Raw genomic sequence first — 16,221 nt, forward strand, 5'->3', positions numbered from 1 at the left:
CGAATGAGATGTACGAGGTAATTACGATTGAGTATTAAAAATGTGACAGTGAACAAGTGATGCACAATATATTGTATCTATAATTGTGAATTGCACCATATGGTGTGTTTTGCACAGCAGGTAACTTGTATGGGTAAGAACCAACATGTTGTACCCCACAATGGGGCTTGGGCTGTCAGAGGGGCAGGAAATGGAAAAGTTACATCAACCCATAGCACACAGCAGGAGGCGATAGATGCTGGTCGTGCTATTGCCCGAAATCAAGGCAGTGAACTTGTGATTCATCGTCCCAATGGTCAAATTCGTGATAGTGATTCACACGGTAAAGATCCATTCCCTCCAAAGGGATGATGCTCAAGGGTAACAAAAAGAGGCCAATGGCCTCTTTTTCCATATATTTCAGTTAGTAAAGCAAGGCGTGTGTTTAGAGGGCATAATTTATTTTTTGATTTTTTGGGCAGCCCAGGGAGACGAAGCCGATTTTCGGCTGGTGCGTAACATTGCTCATAGGTTAAAAATTCATCAATAATGGAGTTATCAGGGCGGGATTTTACAGCGTATCGCGGGGGATTTATACACTCTTTGCAAGGCGGATGCGCCAGGCAGAGGTTGTAACATTGTAAATAATGTTAATCAGTTAAGAATAATTGATCTCAGGCATTAAACTGTACAAAAAATGACCTTATCCTGAATGTGCAACATGGCTGACAGAGGAGGAAATAGCATGACCGTTGACAGACTGAAACGCGATCTGCTTAACAAGCTGATCAATGCCCGAATCGACCTGGCCGCCTATTTACAGCTCAGGAAGGCAAAAGGCTATATGTCAGTCAGCGAAAGCGAACATCTGCGTGATAATCTGTTTGAACTGTGTAATTTCATGCGTGAAAAAGCACCGACCCTGAAGGCGGAATGCGGCGAAAGTGAGCTAATGGCGCTGCGTCGCTCCGCTGAGGTGCTCTCCATTGCAGGGGTATGTCTGATGAACGGACGCCACGACTGCCCGACGTTTATCGCTGTGAACGCGGAGAAGCTTGAAAACTGCCTGACAACGCTCTCTCTTTGCATCATGTGTCTGAACAAGCACGAGACGCTTGAACAGCACTGAGCCCGGGGGGAGGCAACTCCCCCTTCTGATTAAGCTTTTGTAAAAGTGCTAACGCGGCCGGAGCTTGTGGCTAATCTTTATGCCATATGCCGATAAAGGAGCGCGTTATGCCTCGATCCTCGCTGATTTTTCTGCCTGCTTTGTTCATTCCGTTTTCACTTCTTGCTGCGCCCGAGGCGGTGAAGGTCGAGGTGCTGCAAAACCGACTCGATCACCCCTGGTCGATGGCGTTTCTGCCGGACAATAAAGGGTTGCTGGTGACGCTGAGAGGCGGCCAGCTCAAACGCTGGCAGGCCGGGAAAGGGCTTTCCGATCCGATTGTCGGCGTGCCGAAGGTCTGGGCGAACGGCCAGGGAGGACTGCTGGACGTGGTGCTGGCACCGGATTTTGAAAAGTCGCGCCGCGTCTGGCTGAGCTACGCCGAAGCGGGGAATGACGGCAAAGCCGGAACGGCGGTGGGCTATGGCCGCCTGAGCGACGATCTTTCCCGCATTGAGGGATTCCAGGTGGTGTTCCGCCAGATGCCGAAACTCTCCACCGGGAATCATTTCGGCGGACGTATGGTCTTTGACGGCAAAGGCGCTCTTTTTATTGCTCTCGGCGAGAACAACCAGCGCCCGACGGCGCAGGATCTGGATAAGTTGCAGGGTAAAGTGGTGCGCCTCACCGAAGACGGCAAAGTGCCGCCGGACAACCCGTTTGTGAACACCTCTGGCGCGCGGCCTGAAATCTGGTCTTATGGCATTCGCAACCCGCAGGGGATGGCGATGAACCCGTGGAGCGACACGTTGTGGCTGAACGAGCACGGCCCGCGCGGCGGGGATGAGATCAACATCCCGGAGAAGGGCAAAAATTACGGTTGGCCGCTGGCGACGCACGGCATCAACTACAGTGGGCTGAAAATTCCGGAAGCCAAAGGCGAACACGTTGAGGGAACCGAGAAGCCGCTGTTTGTCTGGAAAGTGTCACCCGCGGTCAGCGGCATGGCGTTTTACAACAGCGACGTTTTCCCACAGTGGAAAAACAAGCTGTTTATTGGGGCGCTGAAGGAAAAGGACGTGATCGTACTGAGCGTGGACGGCAATAAGGTGACGGAAGACGGGCGAATCCTGGGCGACCGGAATCAACGTATTCGCGATGTGCGGGTGGGGCCGGATGGCTATCTGTATGTCCTGACCGACGAAACGGACGGGCAACTGTTAAAAGTCAGCCCGTCCGGTGCGTAATCAGGTGACCGGGATCATCACCACGTTACGGTACGCCGGGCGCTCGCTGAGCTGATTAAGCCAGCGGTCAAGGTTCGGGCGCGGCGTCCATTTCAGGCCGAGGTTGGTCAGGTTCCAGACAAACGGCGCCACGGCAATGTCGCCCACGCCGAATGCATCGCCGGAGAACCATTTATGCTTCGCCAGCTCATCGTCCATCATCGCAAACAGGTTTTCGCAGGCATCCTGAGCGGCATGAATGGCGGGGTAGTCGCGCTCGGCTTCAGGGGTTCTGACGAGCCCCATCAGGATCACGCGGTGGGTGGGTGACAGCGTCTGGTTCGCCCAGTCCATCCATTTCTCACCCTGCGCGCGCTGCGCCGGGTTTTCTACCCACAGGCGGCCAAGACCGTACTGGGCGGCGAGGTAACGCACAATGGTGTTGGACTCCCAAAGCGTCGCGTCGGTTTCATCATCGCGCAACAGCGGCACCAGGCCGTTCGGGTTCATCGCCAGATAGTCGGCCTCTTTGTTCACGCCAAACGACATGCCAGCCATGATTTGGTTGAACGGTAAATCCAGTTCCTCCAGCGTCCAGAGCACTTTCTTAACGTTGGTCGAATTATTCCTGCCCCACAGCGTAATCATATTTACTCCTGATGAGTGTGAATCCGGTTCAGCTTTTTGCCATGGTGAGATAAACCTAACAATTACGCAACAGAAGACAAAAAAATCGCCTGAATCAAAGCGTAAATGAATGTTATTGCATAAACTTTAATAACTTTACCCTCGTTGGGTTTCTTTAACCGTTTTAGTGCGCTATTACTCATCGCTTCTTGCGACACGGTGATGTGACGTAATTTTTGAATGGACACTCGGGTGGCATTTATGACGCGAAAAATGACTTCTCTGCGCAGCCTGGCGGCAGGCTCTGCGCTCTTTCTCCTGTTTGCACCAGCACTCCACGCAGCGGAACAGGCTGCGCCCGAAGCGCCCCCGGTGGATGCGCGCGCCTGGATCCTGATGGACTACTCCAGTGGTAAAGTGCTGGCGGAAGGCAATGCGGATGAGAAACTCGATCCGGCCAGCCTGACCAAAATCATGACCAGCTATGTGGTCGGCCAGGCGTTGAAAGCGGGCAAGATTAAGCTGGACGACATGGTCACCATCGGAAAGGACGCCTGGGCGACCGGCAACCCGGCGCTGCGGGGCTCGTCGGTAATGTTCCTGAAGCCTGGCGATCAGGTCTCCGTCTCCGATCTGAACAAAGGGGTAATCATTCAGTCGGGAAATGATGCGTGTATCGCGCTGGCCGACTACGTTGCCGGCAGTCAGGATTCTTTCATTGGTTTGATGAATGGCTATGCGCAGAAACTCGGCTTAACCAACACCACCTTCAAAACTGTCCACGGCCTGGATGCGCCGGGACAGTTCAGCACCGCGCGCGACATGGCGCTGCTGGGGAAAGCGCTAATCCACGACGTGCCGGATGAATACGCCATCCACAAAGAGAAAGAGTTTACCTTCAACAAAATTCGCCAGCCGAACCGCAACCGCCTGCTGTGGAGCAGCAACGTCAACGTGGACGGGATGAAGACCGGCACCACGGCGGGCGCGGGCTACAACCTGGTGGCCTCCGCAACGCAGGGCGACATGCGCCTGATCTCGGTGGTGCTGGGCACCAAAACCGACCGCATCCGCTTTAACGAGTCAGAAAAACTGCTGACCTGGGGCTTCCGCTTCTATGAAACCGTGACGCCGATTAAACCGGATGCCACGTTCGTCAGCCAGCGCGTCTGGTTTGGAGACAAGAGCGAGGTGAATCTGGGCGCGGGTGAAGCAGGCTCGGTGACCATTCCGCGCGGTCAGCTGAAAAACCTGAAGGCCAGCTATACCCTGACCGACCCGCAGCTCACCGCGCCGCTGAAAAAAGGCCAGGTGGTCGGGACGATTGATTTCCAGCTAAACGGTAAGTCGATTGAACAGCGTCCGCTGATTGTGATGGAAGCGGTGGAAGAGGGCGGCTTCTTCAGCCGGATGTGGGATTTCGTGTTGATGAAATTCCATAGCTGGTTTGGCAGCTGGTTTAGTTAAACCGGTTTTCTCCCTCTCCCTGTGGGAGAGGGCCGGGGTGAGGGCGTCAGGCCGCACCCCTCTTAATACATCAACTTCACCTGCTGCGCCTTTGCATGGGCCACAATCTCGTCGTCCGGGCGGCAATCGCTGACGATAGCGTCAAACTGCGCCAGCTCGCCCATTCTTGCCGAACGCACCTTACCAAACTTGCTGTGATCGACCACCAGCACATGATACTGCGCGGCGTTTAACGCCCAGTGCTTGACCGGCAGCTCCTCCAGGTTAAAGCAGGTTGCGCCCTGGCGCACGTTCACGCCTGCGGCAGAATAAAACGCGATGTCCGGGCAGAGATTGCTGAGCGTGTCCTGCAGGTTAAGCGGCTTAAAGATGGCGTTGCTGGCGTGAAACTCGCCGCCGCAGAGGATCACCCGGCACTCGGGTTTCTCCTGAAGCGCCAGAAAGGTGTTCAGGGAGTAGCACACGGCGGTAAAGGGGATGCTGCTGTCGATGGCTTCGATAATCCACGGCGTGGTAGTGCCGCAGTCAAAAAACAGCGTCTGGTGTGGCTGTACCAGCGATGCCGCAAGACGTGCGGCTTTGCGCTTCTCTTCCACCAGTCGCGTTTTCTGGTCGCTGATCAGATAATGGCTGGCGCTGCGCGGCTCAAGGACGATGTACCCGCCCAACAGCACCACGGGAGCGCTGTCGCTGTTTAGATCCCGACGAATGGTCATCTCTGAGACGCCGAGGAGGTTGGCGGCTTCCTTAAGATGCAGCTTATCGCTGCGCTTCAGCGCCTGTAGCAGCTGAGCAATGCGGTCATCGCGACGTGTTTCCATAGTTCCTCGGGATAAAAAAGTGAGCCCCCGCAGGGCGGGGGCTCAGTGTAACCTGTCCGGTTGGGGTTAGTCACGTATCCAGCCTTTGCGGATCGGGATGGCAAAAATGGCGCGATACAGCGAAGAGAGCCCCCGGTAGAGCGCCTCACCGAAGAGATTCCACAGGATAGCCGCGCTCACGCAGCCAATCAGCCCTACCAGGAAACCGCCGACCATATCCAGCGGCCAGTGGACGCCAAGATAGACGCGCGACCAGGCGATCGCCGCCGCGACCACCATCAGCACCGCACCCGACCACAGGCGATGCCAGAACAGGAAAGCCAGCGCAAAGGTGAAGATAACCGTACCGTGATCGCTCGGGAAGGAGTCATCCGGCGCGTGGTGCAGGAAGGTATAGCCAACGTGATCGACAAAAGGACGATCGTGCGGGAACGCGTGGCCGAGAATATAGCTGACCAGCACGCTTACCCCAAGCGCCATCGCGACTTTGATCACCAGCTGGCGCTGTGCCTTAACCTGGCTGCGCGGCCCCCACAGCCAGAGAATGGCGGCCAGCGCAGGCACGATGCTGATAAGGTCTTTCGCCAGAAAGGTGGCAAAATCAATCATCCACTCTGGCGAGGCCGGGGTGGCGTTGATCAGATAAAACAGCTGATAATTCAGATTCTCTAGCATAGCGTAATCACTCTTTTGCAAACCGGGTGGAAACCAGCCCGTAGACCGCCACCTGGGAAAACCAGACCCACCACCCGGCCCACAGGTTGTGAGAGAAAAAATGTGCCCCGCGCATCACCTGGCCGAAGCCCATCGCCAGACCCAGAAGCGCGCCAAGGACCACAAAGCTCCAGGCGAGACGCGGACGCTCGCGCCAGAAGGCAAAAAACAGCCCCATCACCATAAAACCGCTGGAGGAATGACCACCAGGGAAACAGCGCCCCGGGCCGCTGTCTGCCGGAACGGCACTGAACAGGGGGTAAGACACGGCCTTACCGCCATATTCCACCAGATCCCACGGGCAGCTGTGGTGGCTGATGCTTTTCAGCACGCCAACTACCAGCGCGCCAAGCCCCATCAGCAGCGCGGCGGTGACCAGCCTTGCGTTACGTTTATAAGCGCCGTAAAGCAGCGCCACGGCAGCCATGGCAATGGCAATGTACTTCGCCAGACGATGGTTCAGCAGATCCAGCAGGTGGTCTTTCTGCAGCGGGAAAGTCTGTGTCGCCGCGTCATACCAAAACCCGGTGATCCATCTGTCGAGCGCTTCATCGCGCGATAGCCACGTAAACACCACGGCAAGCGCTATCAGCACCAAAAGCTGATAACCATAAAAGCGGGACGGTAGGCGGTAAAGTTGTTTTGTCTTATTTGTCTGTAAGTTAGACAATTCTGAACGGCTGAAAGTGAGTGCCATAATTAGGGGTCATTGACGAGTAATCGCGCTATCATAAATCTGTCAACTTAAGGAAACCTTAAACGAAGACGATATGTGCTTTATTTCTGTTTCTCCTCGATAAATCACTATCTCGGGCTGCGGCATTTCATTACACTCGTCGCGATTTTGTCATTATAAAGAGATTGCATGTTAAACCGTTCTTCTTCTGGTTCACGTCTGGGTCGTCAGGCGTTGCTTTTCCCTCTGTGTCTGGTGCTCTACGAATTCTCTACCTATATCGGCAACGATATGATCCAGCCCGGTATGCTGGCCGTTGTGGAGCAGTACAACGCGGGAATTGAGTGGGTACCAACCTCCATGACCGCCTATCTGGCCGGCGGCATGTTTTTGCAGTGGCTGTTAGGCCCGCTGTCGGATCGTATTGGCCGCCGTCCGGTGATGCTGACGGGCGTGGTGTGGTTTATCGTCACCTGCCTCGCCACGCTGCTGGCGCAAAACATTGAACAATTTACTCTGCTGCGCTTCCTGCAGGGTGTGAGCCTGTGCTTTATCGGCGCCGTGGGGTATGCCGCTATTCAGGAGTCGTTTGAAGAGGCGGTGTGTATCAAAATCACCGCGCTGATGGCGAACGTAGCGCTGATCGCCCCCTTGCTCGGGCCGCTGGTGGGGGCCGCGTGGGTGCACGTTGCGCCGTGGGAAGGGATGTTTGTGCTCTTCGCCGTTTTCGCCGCCATCGCGTTCTTTGGTTTGCACCGCGCGATGCCGGAAACCGCTACCCGCATCGGCGAGAAACTTTCGCTCAAAGAGCTGGGTCGGGATTACAAAGAAGTGCTGAAGAATGGCCGCTTTGTGGCGGGTGCGCTGGCGACAGGATTCGTTAGCCTGCCGCTGCTGGCGTGGATCGCGCAGTCACCGGTTATTATCATCAGCGGTGAAAAGCTCAGCAGCTACGAATATGGCCTGCTGCAGGTGCCGATTTTCGGGGCGTTGATTATCGGTAACCTGGTGCTGGCCCGTCAGACGTCGCGCCGTACCGTACGTTCACTGATTATCATGGGCGGCTGGCCAATTGCGGCAGGGCTGATTCTGGCCGCGGTGGCGACCGTTGCGTCATCTCACGCCTACCTGTGGATGACGGCGGGGCTCAGCATTTATGCCTTCGGGATTGGCGTGGCGAACGCCGGGCTGGTGCGCCTGACGCTGTTTGCCAGCGAGATGAGCAAAGGTACGGTGTCCGCGGCGATGGGCATGCTGCAGATGCTGATTTTTACCGTCGGTATTGAAGTGAGCAAGCACGCTTACGCGATGGGCGGCAACGGGTTGTTCAGCCTGTTTAACCTCGCCAACGGCGTGCTGTGGGTTGGCTTGATGCTGGTGTTCCTGAAGGACAAACGCGTCGGCAACGCCCTGCAACCATAATCTTTTTTCCCTCTCCCCTTTGGGGAGAGGGTTAGGGTGAGGTCACCAGACGTTATCAATTAAACGGCGCTTCTCCCTCCAACACCTTCTCAATCACGTTTAAAACGCCTTCCTCGTTATTATGCGGCGCTTCAAAACGCGCCACCGCTTTAATATGCGGTTTGGCATTGGCCATCGCAAAACTAAACCCGGACTGACGCAGCATCTCCACGTCGTTGCCGCTGTCACCGAAGGCCACCACTTCGCTGTCCTCGATGCCCCAGCGCTTTTGCAGGATCCGCAGGCCGTTAGCCTTATGCACCCCGGGGATAATCAGGTCAATGCTGCCGTGACCGGTGGTGACGGGCACCATGATGTCACTCAGCTTTTCATGCAGCAGCGCCTGAATGCGCGGAATTTCGTCATCGGAAACGTTGAGCCCGAACTTGAAGAAAATGTCGTTCAGGTTGTCGAAATCCTGCACCCTTTCGAGGCGATGATAATATTTTGACGCGATATCGATGAACAAATCGTCATAGGCTTTTAACGTGTAGGCGCTGCCTTTCCCGCAGGCAATAATCTCTATACCGGGCACGTCGTTTAATACCGTCGCGACGGTATCAAAATGTTCTTTTGTCAGCTCGCCGTTGAACACATCTTCCCCGGCATCGACCACCCAACCGCCGTTTTCGGCGACGAACGCAATTTCATGCGCAATCTCCGGGAAAAAGGAGATCAGCTGGTAATACTGGTTGCCGCTGGCGACCACGAAGCGAATGCCTTGCGCCTTCATGCGCGCATACTGCGCCAGAAAGCGCGGGCGGTTATAGGTCTTGGCATCACTCAGGAATGTGCCATCCATGTCGACGGCGATCAGTTTAACGCTCATATCCCTTCTCCATTGACGTTTGTTCCGTTTCCGGCTTTGCCACCGCGCGCGCCACCAGCGCCGCGATAATCACTAACCCTAACACCACCAGCATGGCGCTGCGCAGCCCGTAGTGCTCACCCAGGAAACCGAGCAGCGGCGGCCCGACCAGGAAGGCGAGATAGCCCGTGGTTGCCACCACGCTGACGCGGGTCGGGGCATCCGGGCCGGTGTCGCTGGCGGCCGAAATAGTCAGCGGGAAGCCGAGCGAGGCACCCAGTCCCCAGAGGATCACCGAGACTCCGGCAATCCAGTCCACGTCCACAAAGATGATCATCGCAATGCCCAGGCCGCCGAGCAGGGCGCTGGCGCGCACCACCGCCACGCGGCTGTAGCGGTCGATAAACCAGCCACCGGTGAAGCGCCCAACGGTCATCCCCAGCGTAAACCCGGCGTAAATCAGCGAGCCGGAGGTCGGGCTAAAGCCGTGGCCGTCCACCATCAGCAGCGGCAGCCAGTCGTTGGCAGAACCCTCCGCGAACGCCATCGCCAGCACCACCACGCCAATCAGCATCAGCTGGAAATCGCGGTAGAAGGGCAGCCCTTTTTCGGCCGAATGGTGTTCATCAGAGGCGTTCTTGCCAGTACCGTTCGGGATCGCCCGGATGCAGGTCAGAATCGGAATGATGCACACCAGCGCCGCCAGCAGGATATGCAGATTTGCGCTCATGCCAAAGGCCGTCAGCGCCATCCCCACGCCCGCACCCGCGAGCGTGCCGAGGCTGTAAAAGCCGTGCATCATCGGCAGCACGGTTTTGTTCATCTCGCGCTCTACCGCCGCTCCTTCAACGTTGATAGCAACTTCAGCCGAACCGAAGCTGCCGCCAAATACCGTCAGCCCCATGGCAAACAGAACCGGCGAGGCAAACCACAGCGCCACGCTCAGCACCATCATCCCGAAGACCGCGCAGCACATGGTGGTGCGGATCACCGCCCGCGTGCCAAAGCGCTTCACCAGCCACGCGGAGCAGAGTATGCCGCTCATGGAGCCAATCGACAGGCCGAACAGCACGATGCCCATCTCCGCGGTAGAGACGGACAAAATATCGCGAATGGCCGGCGTACGCGTGGCCCAGGAGGCCATCAGCAGACCGGGAATAAAGAAGAACATAAACAATGCCCACATGCGTAATCGCAGGGCGTTGCGGGGAGAGGTCAGCGTCATTGGGGTAGCACCAGAAGTACAACAGTAGCGACAACACTAGCAAGTTTGTGTACATTTGTACACAAACCGGATGAGGAATTTATGAGCAGACCACCGAACGATCCGCATCGACGTGAAAAAATTCTTCAGGCGACGCTGGACGCCATTGCCGAACACGGGATTCACGCCGTCACGCACCGTAAAATCGCCAGCTGCGCGGGCGTGCCGCTGGGGTCAATGACCTACTATTTCGACGGTATGGAGCCGCTGCTGGAGGAGGCCTTCACGTGGTTTACCCGGCAGATGTCGCAGCAGTACCGGGATTTCTTCGCAGGTGTCACCGGTCCGGAAATGGCGTGTGAATCCATCACCACGCTGATCCACAGCTCGCAGGTGACCACGCCGCACAACATGGCGCTGATGTATCAGCTCTACGCTTTTATGCACCGCAGCGCAGCGCTCAAAACGGTGATGCAGGACTGGATGAAGATGAGCCAGACCACGCTGGAGCAGTGGTTCGACCCGGTCACCACCCGCGCGCTGGACGCGTTTATCGAAGGGATGACGCTGCACTATGTGACCGACCGCGAGCCGTTAAGCCGGGAGGAAATTCGGGCGATGGTGGGGAGAATTGCGGGCGAGGGGAACCCTTAGGGATCGCTCGCCCTGTCAGTTTACCTGCGTTCTATTTTTTTCCCGCTGGCGTCCACGACGGCTTCGCCATCCTCTTTGGTAAACGCTCCTTTCTGCGCGTCCGGCAGAATATCGAGGACGACTTCAGACGGGCGGCAGAGGCGGGTGCCCAGCGGCGTCACCACGATCGGACGGTTAATCAGGATCGGGTGTTGCAGCATGAAGTCGATAAGCTGGTCGTCTGTGAAGTTATCTTCAGCAAGGCCGAGCTGTTCATACGGCTCCACGTTTTTGCGCAGCAGATCCCGCACCGAAATGCCCATATCGGCAATCAGGGTGGTCAGCTTATCGCGCGACGGCGGGGTGTCCAGATAGAGGATAATCTCCGGCTCCGTGCCGCTGTTGCGGATCATCTCCAGCGTATTGCGCGAGGTGCCGCAGGTGGGGTTGTGATAAATGGTGATGTGGCTCATATCAGTGGCTCATTACTGTGTGAAGGAAAGACGTAGCGCCAGCGCGGCGAGCGTCACAAACAGGACCGGCAGCGTCATGATGATGCCCGTCCGGAAATAGTAGCCCCAGGTAATCGTCATGTTTTTCTGCGCCAGTACATGGAGCCAGAGCAGGGTGGCGAGGCTGCCGATAGGCGTGATTTTCGGTCCCAGATCGCAGCCAATCACGTTGGCGTAAATCATCGCGTCCTTGAGCAATCCTGTTGCCGTGCTGCCCTCAATGGAGAGCGCGCCAATCAGCACCGTGGGCATATTGTTCATTATGGATGACAGGAACGCGGTGATGAACCCGGTTCCCAGCGTGGTGGCCCACAGCCCGTGCCCGGCCAGGCTATTCAGCACGCCTGTGAGAGAGTCCGTCAGCCCGGCATTACGCAGGCCATACACCACCAGATACATCCCAAGCGAGAAGATAACAATTTGCCACGGTGCGCCGCGCAGCACTTTTCCGGTGTTTATTGCATGTCCCCGCTTTGCGACAGCGAATAAAATCAACGCGCCGACGGTGGCGATGGCGCTGACCGGAATGCCGAGAGGTTCAAGCACAAAGAAGCCGACGAGCAGAAGCAGCAGCACAACCCAGCCCGTTCTGAACGTTGGGAGATCGTGAATGGCCCGCGCGGGCTCATGTAGTTTCGCCAGGTCATATTCCGGAGGAATTTCCTTGCGGAAGAAGAGGTGCAGCATCACCAGCGTTGCGGCAATCGCGGCGATATCAACGGGGATCATCACCGAGGCGTATTCGCTGAACCCCAGCTTAAAGAAGTCTGCCGACACGATGTTGACCAGGTTCGACACAATCAGCGGCAGGCTGGCGGTATCGGCGATAAAACCTGCCGCCATCACAAACGCCAGCGTGGCCTGCTTGCTGAAACCCAGCGCCAGCAGCATGGCGATGACGATTGGCGTCAGGATCAGCGCCGCACCGTCATTGGCAAACAGCGCCGCCACTGCCGCACCCAGCAGCACGATATACGTAAACAGCAATCGCCCGTGACCATTTCCCCAGCGGGCGACGTGCAGCGCCGCCCACTTGAAAAAGCCGGACTCATCCAGCAGCAGGCTGATGATGATGACGGCGATAAACGTTGCCGTGGCGTTCCAGACGATATTCCACACCACAGGTATATCGTTAATGTGAATCACGCCGCTGACCAGCGCCAGCACGGCACCGATGGTCGCGCTCCAGCCGATACTGAGCCCCCTGGGCTGCCAGATGACCAGTACCAGCGTAAACAGAAAAATAGCCTCTGCCAGAAACATCGCTTACTCCGTTATATCTGTTTTTGTGAATGTGTTTTGTTTAGCACGAACCCGGAAGCCGGTTTTTCAGCTTCAAGCGCGTTTCTTCCCGCAGGCAGTTCCAGCTGGTGTCGATAACGGCTGCCGCCCACGCAGGCATGTTGGGAGAGAGACGGTAATGGACCCATTTTCCCTCGCGACGATCGATAACCAGCCCGGACTCGCGCAGCAGCGCCATATGGCGGGAGACTTTAGGCTGCGACTCGGAGATCGCGGAGCAGAGATCGCAGACGCACAGTTCGCCTGCTTCGCGAAGCAGCATGACGATGGCGAGCCGCGTTTCGTCGGAGAGGGTTTTGAAGAGCTGGAGGGGGTGGAGCATGATCAAACCTGCGAGTAGTTAATACATATTCGATAAATCATATATATTTGATGTGGGGGATGGAAGAGAGGATGAGACCAGGCTGCTGTTAAACAGAAAAAATCGTCTGGAATCGCTAATGAGCTTTGGTTATTCTTTGTGCGGGACAGGATGACTAAGGATGAGATATGGACGCTAAACAGGTTGCATTAGGGATTCTCGATGGGATCTCCTCCATACCAAATACCGCTTACCTGGGTGTTGTAAGAAGCTGGGAGGGAAGCGGATTTGCCGGGGATAGCGCTAAACAAAGAAACCAGGCTGAGACGGAGCGTTTTTTCTATATGCTCAAAAGTCTGGGTAATGCTGAGTCACCTTTACGCAGACTGATTACTATTGTTTTCACATCCTTCTATAAAAAACTCAATGATGAAGGTAAAGAGGCTGTAAACAATAAACTGGGTTATGGAGCCGGAAGTGTTGGTGGGCGAACCGCTGGACAAATCGTACTGGCACAGACAACCGCGAGTCTGATGTTGAATCGTCTGGCGATTGATCAGGCGTACAAACATTTTATCCGGTTTAGTGCTTCAGCAGCGTTAAACGTCGTGATGTTCCAGGGGATTATTGAAGAGTCAGCCAGAGCATCAAGAAGGATGCAAACCAAATATCCGACTACTTACGCCATGGTGTCAAAAGAGAACCTGGATATGGTCTACTTCCTCGTTGAACAACAGCTAGAGCCTTACCTCGTGTTTATTGAAGGGCATCCTCTTGATTGCAAAGGAATACAGAATGAAATTTGTAAAATCGTTAATGTCCCACGCAATTGAGGGAACCATCACCTTTCTGGCTGTGATTTTTGCGATGGGGTCTTTCTTCTGGTTTGAAAGTACATGGTTGAAGTTGGCTGGCTGTATAGGTGCATTAATCGTTGGTTATGTGCTTTCGTATGGAGCGGCAAAAATCAGAGGTGGATGATTTGTTGGCTCAACAACCAGCGCGGGAGCCATCCGGAGCACCGGAGCGAAAGCGGACACGCTGAACGGCAAATACTCTCCGGTGATTGGCAAATAAGCATTTAAAACATGAGCCCGCGCAAGCGGGTTTTTTATGCCCATCCCCCTGGCGGGAGTGTCTCTTCTCTATCCTCACAAATAGACTTTACCACGCGCAACCAGCACCGCTCTGGTGTGTTCTATCCTTTCAGGCAGTCAGCGCTACCCTTGAAGTAGATCGTACCCACAGCAGGGCGCTGGCGCGTAACAGCATGGCAAAAAAATCTTTCGCAGACAAAAATCGCACTACACCGCACCCACCTGCGGTTATAGATCATAAAAATTTTTCAGTTTTATTTTTCTACAAACCAGACCGCCAGACCGCGTCAATGCTAGCGGCTTTGCGGGAAGCCAGAACTGAAAAAAATTAAGTATTTCCCAGTTGGAAATAAATGCATACGTCAATAACAATTAACCCATTGATTTTTTTTGCTTAATTTTGGTTTTGCTTGTTAAGTGTTTATATTTCAAAACTACGTTTAGAATGATTTATAACCGCGCCACCAGCGCTGGCGCGGATAAAATTATTTAATAACAGTGCAGGCAACTGAACACTATGACAAAATTACAGTTTAAGTTAACTGCTAAGCGCAGAGTTCTTCACTGATTTTAGCAAGTAATTCAGCCCTTTCATCAATAAATTTCTCATAGTCGTCATTAAATAAAGACGCTGGAATTAGATGAGATTCTAAAATCTTTGAAACATCACCTGTCATTTTCTGTCTGTAAACACTTGGTCTTTCCCCGCCAATTAATCTATTGTTTGCCCTGGAAATGAAGCAGAAGTTTGCTAGGCAATTCTCATTATAGGCGTTTTGCGCACTGTCTCTTAAAAATGCTTTCGGCGTTAAGTGATGGAACTCCCTTCTATTACAGGTTCTAAGTTTTTCTTCAAGTCCAATATTAGTTCCATCAATAAAGTTTATCGGATTGTGTCTTGCTAGTATGAGAATGAATGTGCTTGTTAATACAGTCTTTAATGTAAACTTCTCTTTTTTAAATTTATCTGGACTAATTGCTACAGTAAAATCACCCAAATGGCTAGGCTGCCCATTTTTCAATTTGAGAATTTCTTCAATATCTTGGCCCAAGTTTCTCATCGTGCCATGACTATACCGTTGAGAAAAACTGACTCTCCAAAACCATCGAGAAAGGATTTTTCTTTGATCATTAGTATAGCTGTGTTCACGGTTGCCAGGTACAGCAAAGAAAGTGGCTAATGGAACAAGTATATATTGATAAGGAAGATTATCGATGGAGTGTACTTTTAACTCAGACTTTAGGAAATCTAGTGCTCCCTTTATGCCGTTAATGACTTCACTAAATCTCTCTCTTACAACAGCTCCATTCAAAGTGACTAAACTCTCAGGCTGACATGAGTTTGCAAGTACTGCTGCTGTACAACGAAGTAATAAACTGATGTTGTCTGATAACTCAGAAAATCCGTAGCTTTCTAATTCCTCGATAAGATCTTCAAATTGACTTTGTAATTGAAAATCTTCACTCCATGTCCATGCCGAAAGGAGTTGCAGAGTATCTAAAGGAATGCCTTGCCTATTGATACGCTCAAAAATAATAGCAACTTTTTCTTTTTCTTCTGTTCTAAAAGATTGGACAGGAATTCTAGCCTCTTTAAAAACGGATTGCATGGCATCTATTTTAACAGCTATAGCTTCTGGTAAATCTCTTGTTCTTTGCCTGTACTCAACAGTGGCGAATAAACAGTTGAGCGGGAAATGCTTTGTAAGATCTACTTCTTCTGGGGAAAGAGCCAAAAATTGACTTTCTTGTACATCTCCTTCTTGGGTGTAATCAAAATATATATCTTTCCAATCACTACCAGCATCTCTTGATAATTCTGTTTGGAAGACACCAAAAATTGAAGTGATTCGTTGTTGACCATCTAACACATAATCTATTGGAAAGTCAGCTGCTGGCTCTGGGAGAGTGAAGGGGCCTAAATTTCTCTCTGTCCTTAAGGCTTCTCTAGTTCTCCAATACAGTAAAGAGCCAAAAGGATATCCTTTATAAATACTATCTATAAGAAAAGAGACGCGATCAGGATCCCACACGAAGCCGCGTTGGAAAGCTGGAATTCGAATTTGCCCACGGCTAACTGCTTCAACAATTTCTCTAATCGTTTGATTTTCCATTACTTATCCTTAGTAAGTACACATGGTCAACTCGTAAACTATAACCATTGTGTATATTTGCTTGTGCAATCACTTTGTATGGACCAAAGAACAATCGAATCAGCATAAGCGAAACCGTGTCGCCATATTGTCGCCATATACTGGAGGGGAGGCTGCAAGCACTTAATCCAT

General features: G+C 53.5%; 19 protein-coding genes. 9 read left to right on the forward strand and 10 right to left on the reverse strand.

From position 1 onward, the window contains the following. Positions 1–129: 129 nt before the first annotated feature. From MX657_RS07430 to MX657_RS07440, 3 genes are all read left to right on the forward strand, one after another. The gene (locus MX657_RS07430; protein WP_111969869.1) at positions 130–351 is read left to right on the forward strand and encodes a DUF2188 domain-containing protein; all 222 of its coding nucleotides are present in this window, start codon (positions 130–132) and stop codon (positions 349–351) included. Positions 352–724: 373 nt separating this feature from the next. Next, a complete protein-coding gene (bssR, locus tag MX657_RS07435; RefSeq protein WP_080327774.1) occupies positions 725–1,108 on the forward strand; it encodes a biofilm formation regulator BssR in 384 nt (127 codons plus the stop codon). A gap of 107 nt (positions 1,109–1,215) precedes the next feature. Continuing rightward, positions 1,216–2,334: a PQQ-dependent sugar dehydrogenase gene (locus MX657_RS07440; protein ID WP_217479989.1), complete on the forward strand. Its 1,119-nt coding sequence runs from the start codon at positions 1,216–1,218 to the stop codon at positions 2,332–2,334. On the opposite strand, the gene MX657_RS07445 is transcribed toward MX657_RS07440, so the two are convergent. Continuing rightward, positions 2,335–2,961 carry a glutathione S-transferase family protein gene (locus MX657_RS07445; protein ID WP_346807895.1) on the reverse strand — a complete coding sequence of 209 codons (627 nt, stop codon included), beginning with the start codon at positions 2,959–2,961 and terminating at the stop codon, positions 2,335–2,337. A 240-nt stretch (positions 2,962–3,201) separates the two neighbouring features. On the opposite strand from MX657_RS07445, the gene dacC reads away from it, so the two are divergent. Then, positions 3,202–4,407 carry a serine-type D-Ala-D-Ala carboxypeptidase gene (dacC, locus tag MX657_RS07450; RefSeq protein ID WP_346807897.1) on the forward strand — a complete coding sequence of 402 codons (1,206 nt, stop codon included), beginning with the start codon at positions 3,202–3,204 and terminating at the stop codon, positions 4,405–4,407. A 62-nt stretch (positions 4,408–4,469) separates the two neighbouring features. Here the strand turns inward: dacC and deoR are convergent, their stop codons facing one another. The 3 genes from deoR to MX657_RS07465 form a co-directional block, all read right to left on the reverse strand. Further along, positions 4,470–5,228, reverse strand: a complete 759-nt coding sequence (gene deoR, locus MX657_RS07455; protein WP_119915019.1) for a DNA-binding transcriptional repressor DeoR — start codon at positions 5,226–5,228, stop codon at positions 4,470–4,472. Positions 5,229–5,294: 66 nt separating this feature from the next. After that, entirely contained in the window at positions 5,295–5,903 is a 609-nt protein-coding gene (gene ybjG, locus MX657_RS07460; protein ID WP_119915018.1) for an undecaprenyl-diphosphate phosphatase, read from the reverse strand. A 7-nt stretch (positions 5,904–5,910) separates the two neighbouring features. Next, the gene (locus MX657_RS07465; protein WP_217479985.1) at positions 5,911–6,639 is read right to left on the reverse strand and encodes a phosphatase PAP2 family protein; all 729 of its coding nucleotides are present in this window, start codon (positions 6,637–6,639) and stop codon (positions 5,911–5,913) included. Between the two features lie 168 nt (positions 6,640–6,807). Between MX657_RS07465 and MX657_RS07470 the strand changes: the two genes are divergently transcribed. After that, positions 6,808–8,040 (forward strand): MFS transporter, encoded by a 1,233-nt coding sequence (locus tag MX657_RS07470; RefSeq protein WP_346807900.1) that lies wholly within the window; start codon positions 6,808–6,810, stop codon positions 8,038–8,040. A gap of 55 nt (positions 8,041–8,095) precedes the next feature. Here MX657_RS07470 and MX657_RS07475 read toward each other — a convergent pair whose 3' ends face one another. Further along, positions 8,096–8,908: a Cof-type HAD-IIB family hydrolase gene (locus MX657_RS07475; RefSeq protein WP_080327767.1), complete on the reverse strand. Its 813-nt coding sequence runs from the start codon at positions 8,906–8,908 to the stop codon at positions 8,096–8,098. Next, complete coding sequence (locus MX657_RS07480) at positions 8,898–10,112, reverse strand: MFS transporter (RefSeq protein WP_346807902.1); 1,215 nt, start codon at positions 10,110–10,112, stop codon at positions 8,898–8,900. Before MX657_RS07480 ends, MX657_RS07475 begins: the two co-directional genes overlap by 11 nt. Positions 10,113–10,193: 81 nt before the next feature. Between MX657_RS07480 and MX657_RS07485 the strand changes: the two genes are divergently transcribed. Then, positions 10,194–10,745 carry a TetR/AcrR family transcriptional regulator gene (locus tag MX657_RS07485; RefSeq protein WP_217479981.1) on the forward strand — a complete coding sequence of 184 codons (552 nt, stop codon included), beginning with the start codon at positions 10,194–10,196 and terminating at the stop codon, positions 10,743–10,745. Between the two features lie 20 nt (positions 10,746–10,765). Here MX657_RS07485 and arsC read toward each other — a convergent pair whose 3' ends face one another. Genes arsC through MX657_RS07500 form a run of 3 tightly spaced genes read right to left on the reverse strand, consistent with a single transcriptional unit; the run spans position 10,766 to position 12,860 of the window. Next, entirely contained in the window at positions 10,766–11,197 is a 432-nt protein-coding gene (arsC, locus tag MX657_RS07490; RefSeq protein WP_346807904.1) for a glutaredoxin-dependent arsenate reductase, read from the reverse strand. Between the two features lie 12 nt (positions 11,198–11,209). Further along, complete coding sequence (locus MX657_RS07495) at positions 11,210–12,499, reverse strand: arsenic transporter (protein ID WP_346807906.1); 1,290 nt, start codon at positions 12,497–12,499, stop codon at positions 11,210–11,212. A 40-nt stretch (positions 12,500–12,539) separates the two neighbouring features. Next, positions 12,540–12,860 (reverse strand): metalloregulator ArsR/SmtB family transcription factor, encoded by a 321-nt coding sequence (locus MX657_RS07500; protein WP_252002671.1) that lies wholly within the window; start codon positions 12,858–12,860, stop codon positions 12,540–12,542. A gap of 167 nt (positions 12,861–13,027) precedes the next feature. Between MX657_RS07500 and MX657_RS07505 the strand changes: the two genes are divergently transcribed. The 3 genes from MX657_RS07505 (at position 13,028) to MX657_RS07515 (ending at position 14,268) form a co-directional block, all read left to right on the forward strand. Further along, positions 13,028–13,672: a hypothetical protein gene (locus tag MX657_RS07505; protein WP_217479978.1), complete on the forward strand. Its 645-nt coding sequence runs from the start codon at positions 13,028–13,030 to the stop codon at positions 13,670–13,672. After that, positions 13,635–13,820 (forward strand): hypothetical protein, encoded by a 186-nt coding sequence (locus tag MX657_RS07510; RefSeq protein ID WP_346807909.1) that lies wholly within the window; start codon positions 13,635–13,637, stop codon positions 13,818–13,820. The genes MX657_RS07505 and MX657_RS07510 overlap by 38 nt, the downstream gene beginning before the upstream one ends. 289 nt (positions 13,821–14,109) lie before the next feature. After that, entirely contained in the window at positions 14,110–14,268 is a 159-nt protein-coding gene (locus MX657_RS07515) for a hypothetical protein (protein WP_346807911.1), read from the forward strand. A 213-nt stretch (positions 14,269–14,481) separates the two neighbouring features. Here the strand turns inward: MX657_RS07515 and MX657_RS07520 are convergent, their stop codons facing one another. Then, complete coding sequence (locus MX657_RS07520) at positions 14,482–16,050, reverse strand: GmrSD restriction endonuclease domain-containing protein (RefSeq protein ID WP_346807912.1); 1,569 nt, start codon at positions 16,048–16,050, stop codon at positions 14,482–14,484. Positions 16,051–16,221: the final 171 nt, after the last annotated feature.

The organism is Enterobacter chuandaensis, from assembly GCF_039718975.1.
Classification (GTDB): Bacteria; Pseudomonadota; Gammaproteobacteria; order Enterobacterales; family Enterobacteriaceae; genus Enterobacter; species Enterobacter chuandaensis.

Excerpts from the sequence above, each read along its gene's own strand:
- MX657_RS07430 (WP_111969869.1), top strand. The coding sequence starts at position 130 with ATGGGTAAGAACCAACATGTTGTACCCCACAATGGGGCTTGGGCTGTC.
- bssR (WP_080327774.1), top strand. The coding sequence starts at position 725 with ATGACCGTTGACAGACTGAAACGCGATCTGCTTAACAAGCTGATCAAT.
- MX657_RS07440 (WP_217479989.1), top strand. The coding sequence starts at position 1,216 with ATGCCTCGATCCTCGCTGATTTTTCTGCCTGCTTTGTTCATTCCGTTT.
- MX657_RS07445 (WP_346807895.1), bottom strand. The coding sequence starts at position 2,961 with ATGATTACGCTGTGGGGCAGGAATAATTCGACCAACGTTAAGAAAGTG.
- dacC (WP_346807897.1), top strand. The coding sequence starts at position 3,202 with ATGACGCGAAAAATGACTTCTCTGCGCAGCCTGGCGGCAGGCTCTGCG.
- deoR (WP_119915019.1), bottom strand. The coding sequence starts at position 5,228 with ATGGAAACACGTCGCGATGACCGCATTGCTCAGCTGCTACAGGCGCTG.
- ybjG (WP_119915018.1), bottom strand. The coding sequence starts at position 5,903 with ATGCTAGAGAATCTGAATTATCAGCTGTTTTATCTGATCAACGCCACC.
- MX657_RS07465 (WP_217479985.1), bottom strand. The coding sequence starts at position 6,639 with ATGGCACTCACTTTCAGCCGTTCAGAATTGTCTAACTTACAGACAAAT.
- MX657_RS07470 (WP_346807900.1), top strand. The coding sequence starts at position 6,808 with ATGTTAAACCGTTCTTCTTCTGGTTCACGTCTGGGTCGTCAGGCGTTG.
- MX657_RS07475 (WP_080327767.1), bottom strand. The coding sequence starts at position 8,908 with ATGAGCGTTAAACTGATCGCCGTCGACATGGATGGCACATTCCTGAGT.
- MX657_RS07480 (WP_346807902.1), bottom strand. The coding sequence starts at position 10,112 with ATGACGCTGACCTCTCCCCGCAACGCCCTGCGATTACGCATGTGGGCA.
- MX657_RS07485 (WP_217479981.1), top strand. The coding sequence starts at position 10,194 with ATGAGCAGACCACCGAACGATCCGCATCGACGTGAAAAAATTCTTCAG.
- arsC (WP_346807904.1), bottom strand. The coding sequence starts at position 11,197 with ATGAGCCACATCACCATTTATCACAACCCCACCTGCGGCACCTCGCGC.
- MX657_RS07495 (WP_346807906.1), bottom strand. The coding sequence starts at position 12,499 with ATGTTTCTGGCAGAGGCTATTTTTCTGTTTACGCTGGTACTGGTCATC.
- MX657_RS07500 (WP_252002671.1), bottom strand. The coding sequence starts at position 12,860 with ATGCTCCACCCCCTCCAGCTCTTCAAAACCCTCTCCGACGAAACGCGG.
- MX657_RS07505 (WP_217479978.1), top strand. The coding sequence starts at position 13,028 with ATGGACGCTAAACAGGTTGCATTAGGGATTCTCGATGGGATCTCCTCC.
- MX657_RS07510 (WP_346807909.1), top strand. The coding sequence starts at position 13,635 with ATGAAATTTGTAAAATCGTTAATGTCCCACGCAATTGAGGGAACCATC.
- MX657_RS07515 (WP_346807911.1), top strand. The coding sequence starts at position 14,110 with ATGGCAAAAAAATCTTTCGCAGACAAAAATCGCACTACACCGCACCCA.
- MX657_RS07520 (WP_346807912.1), bottom strand. The coding sequence starts at position 16,050 with ATGGAAAATCAAACGATTAGAGAAATTGTTGAAGCAGTTAGCCGTGGG.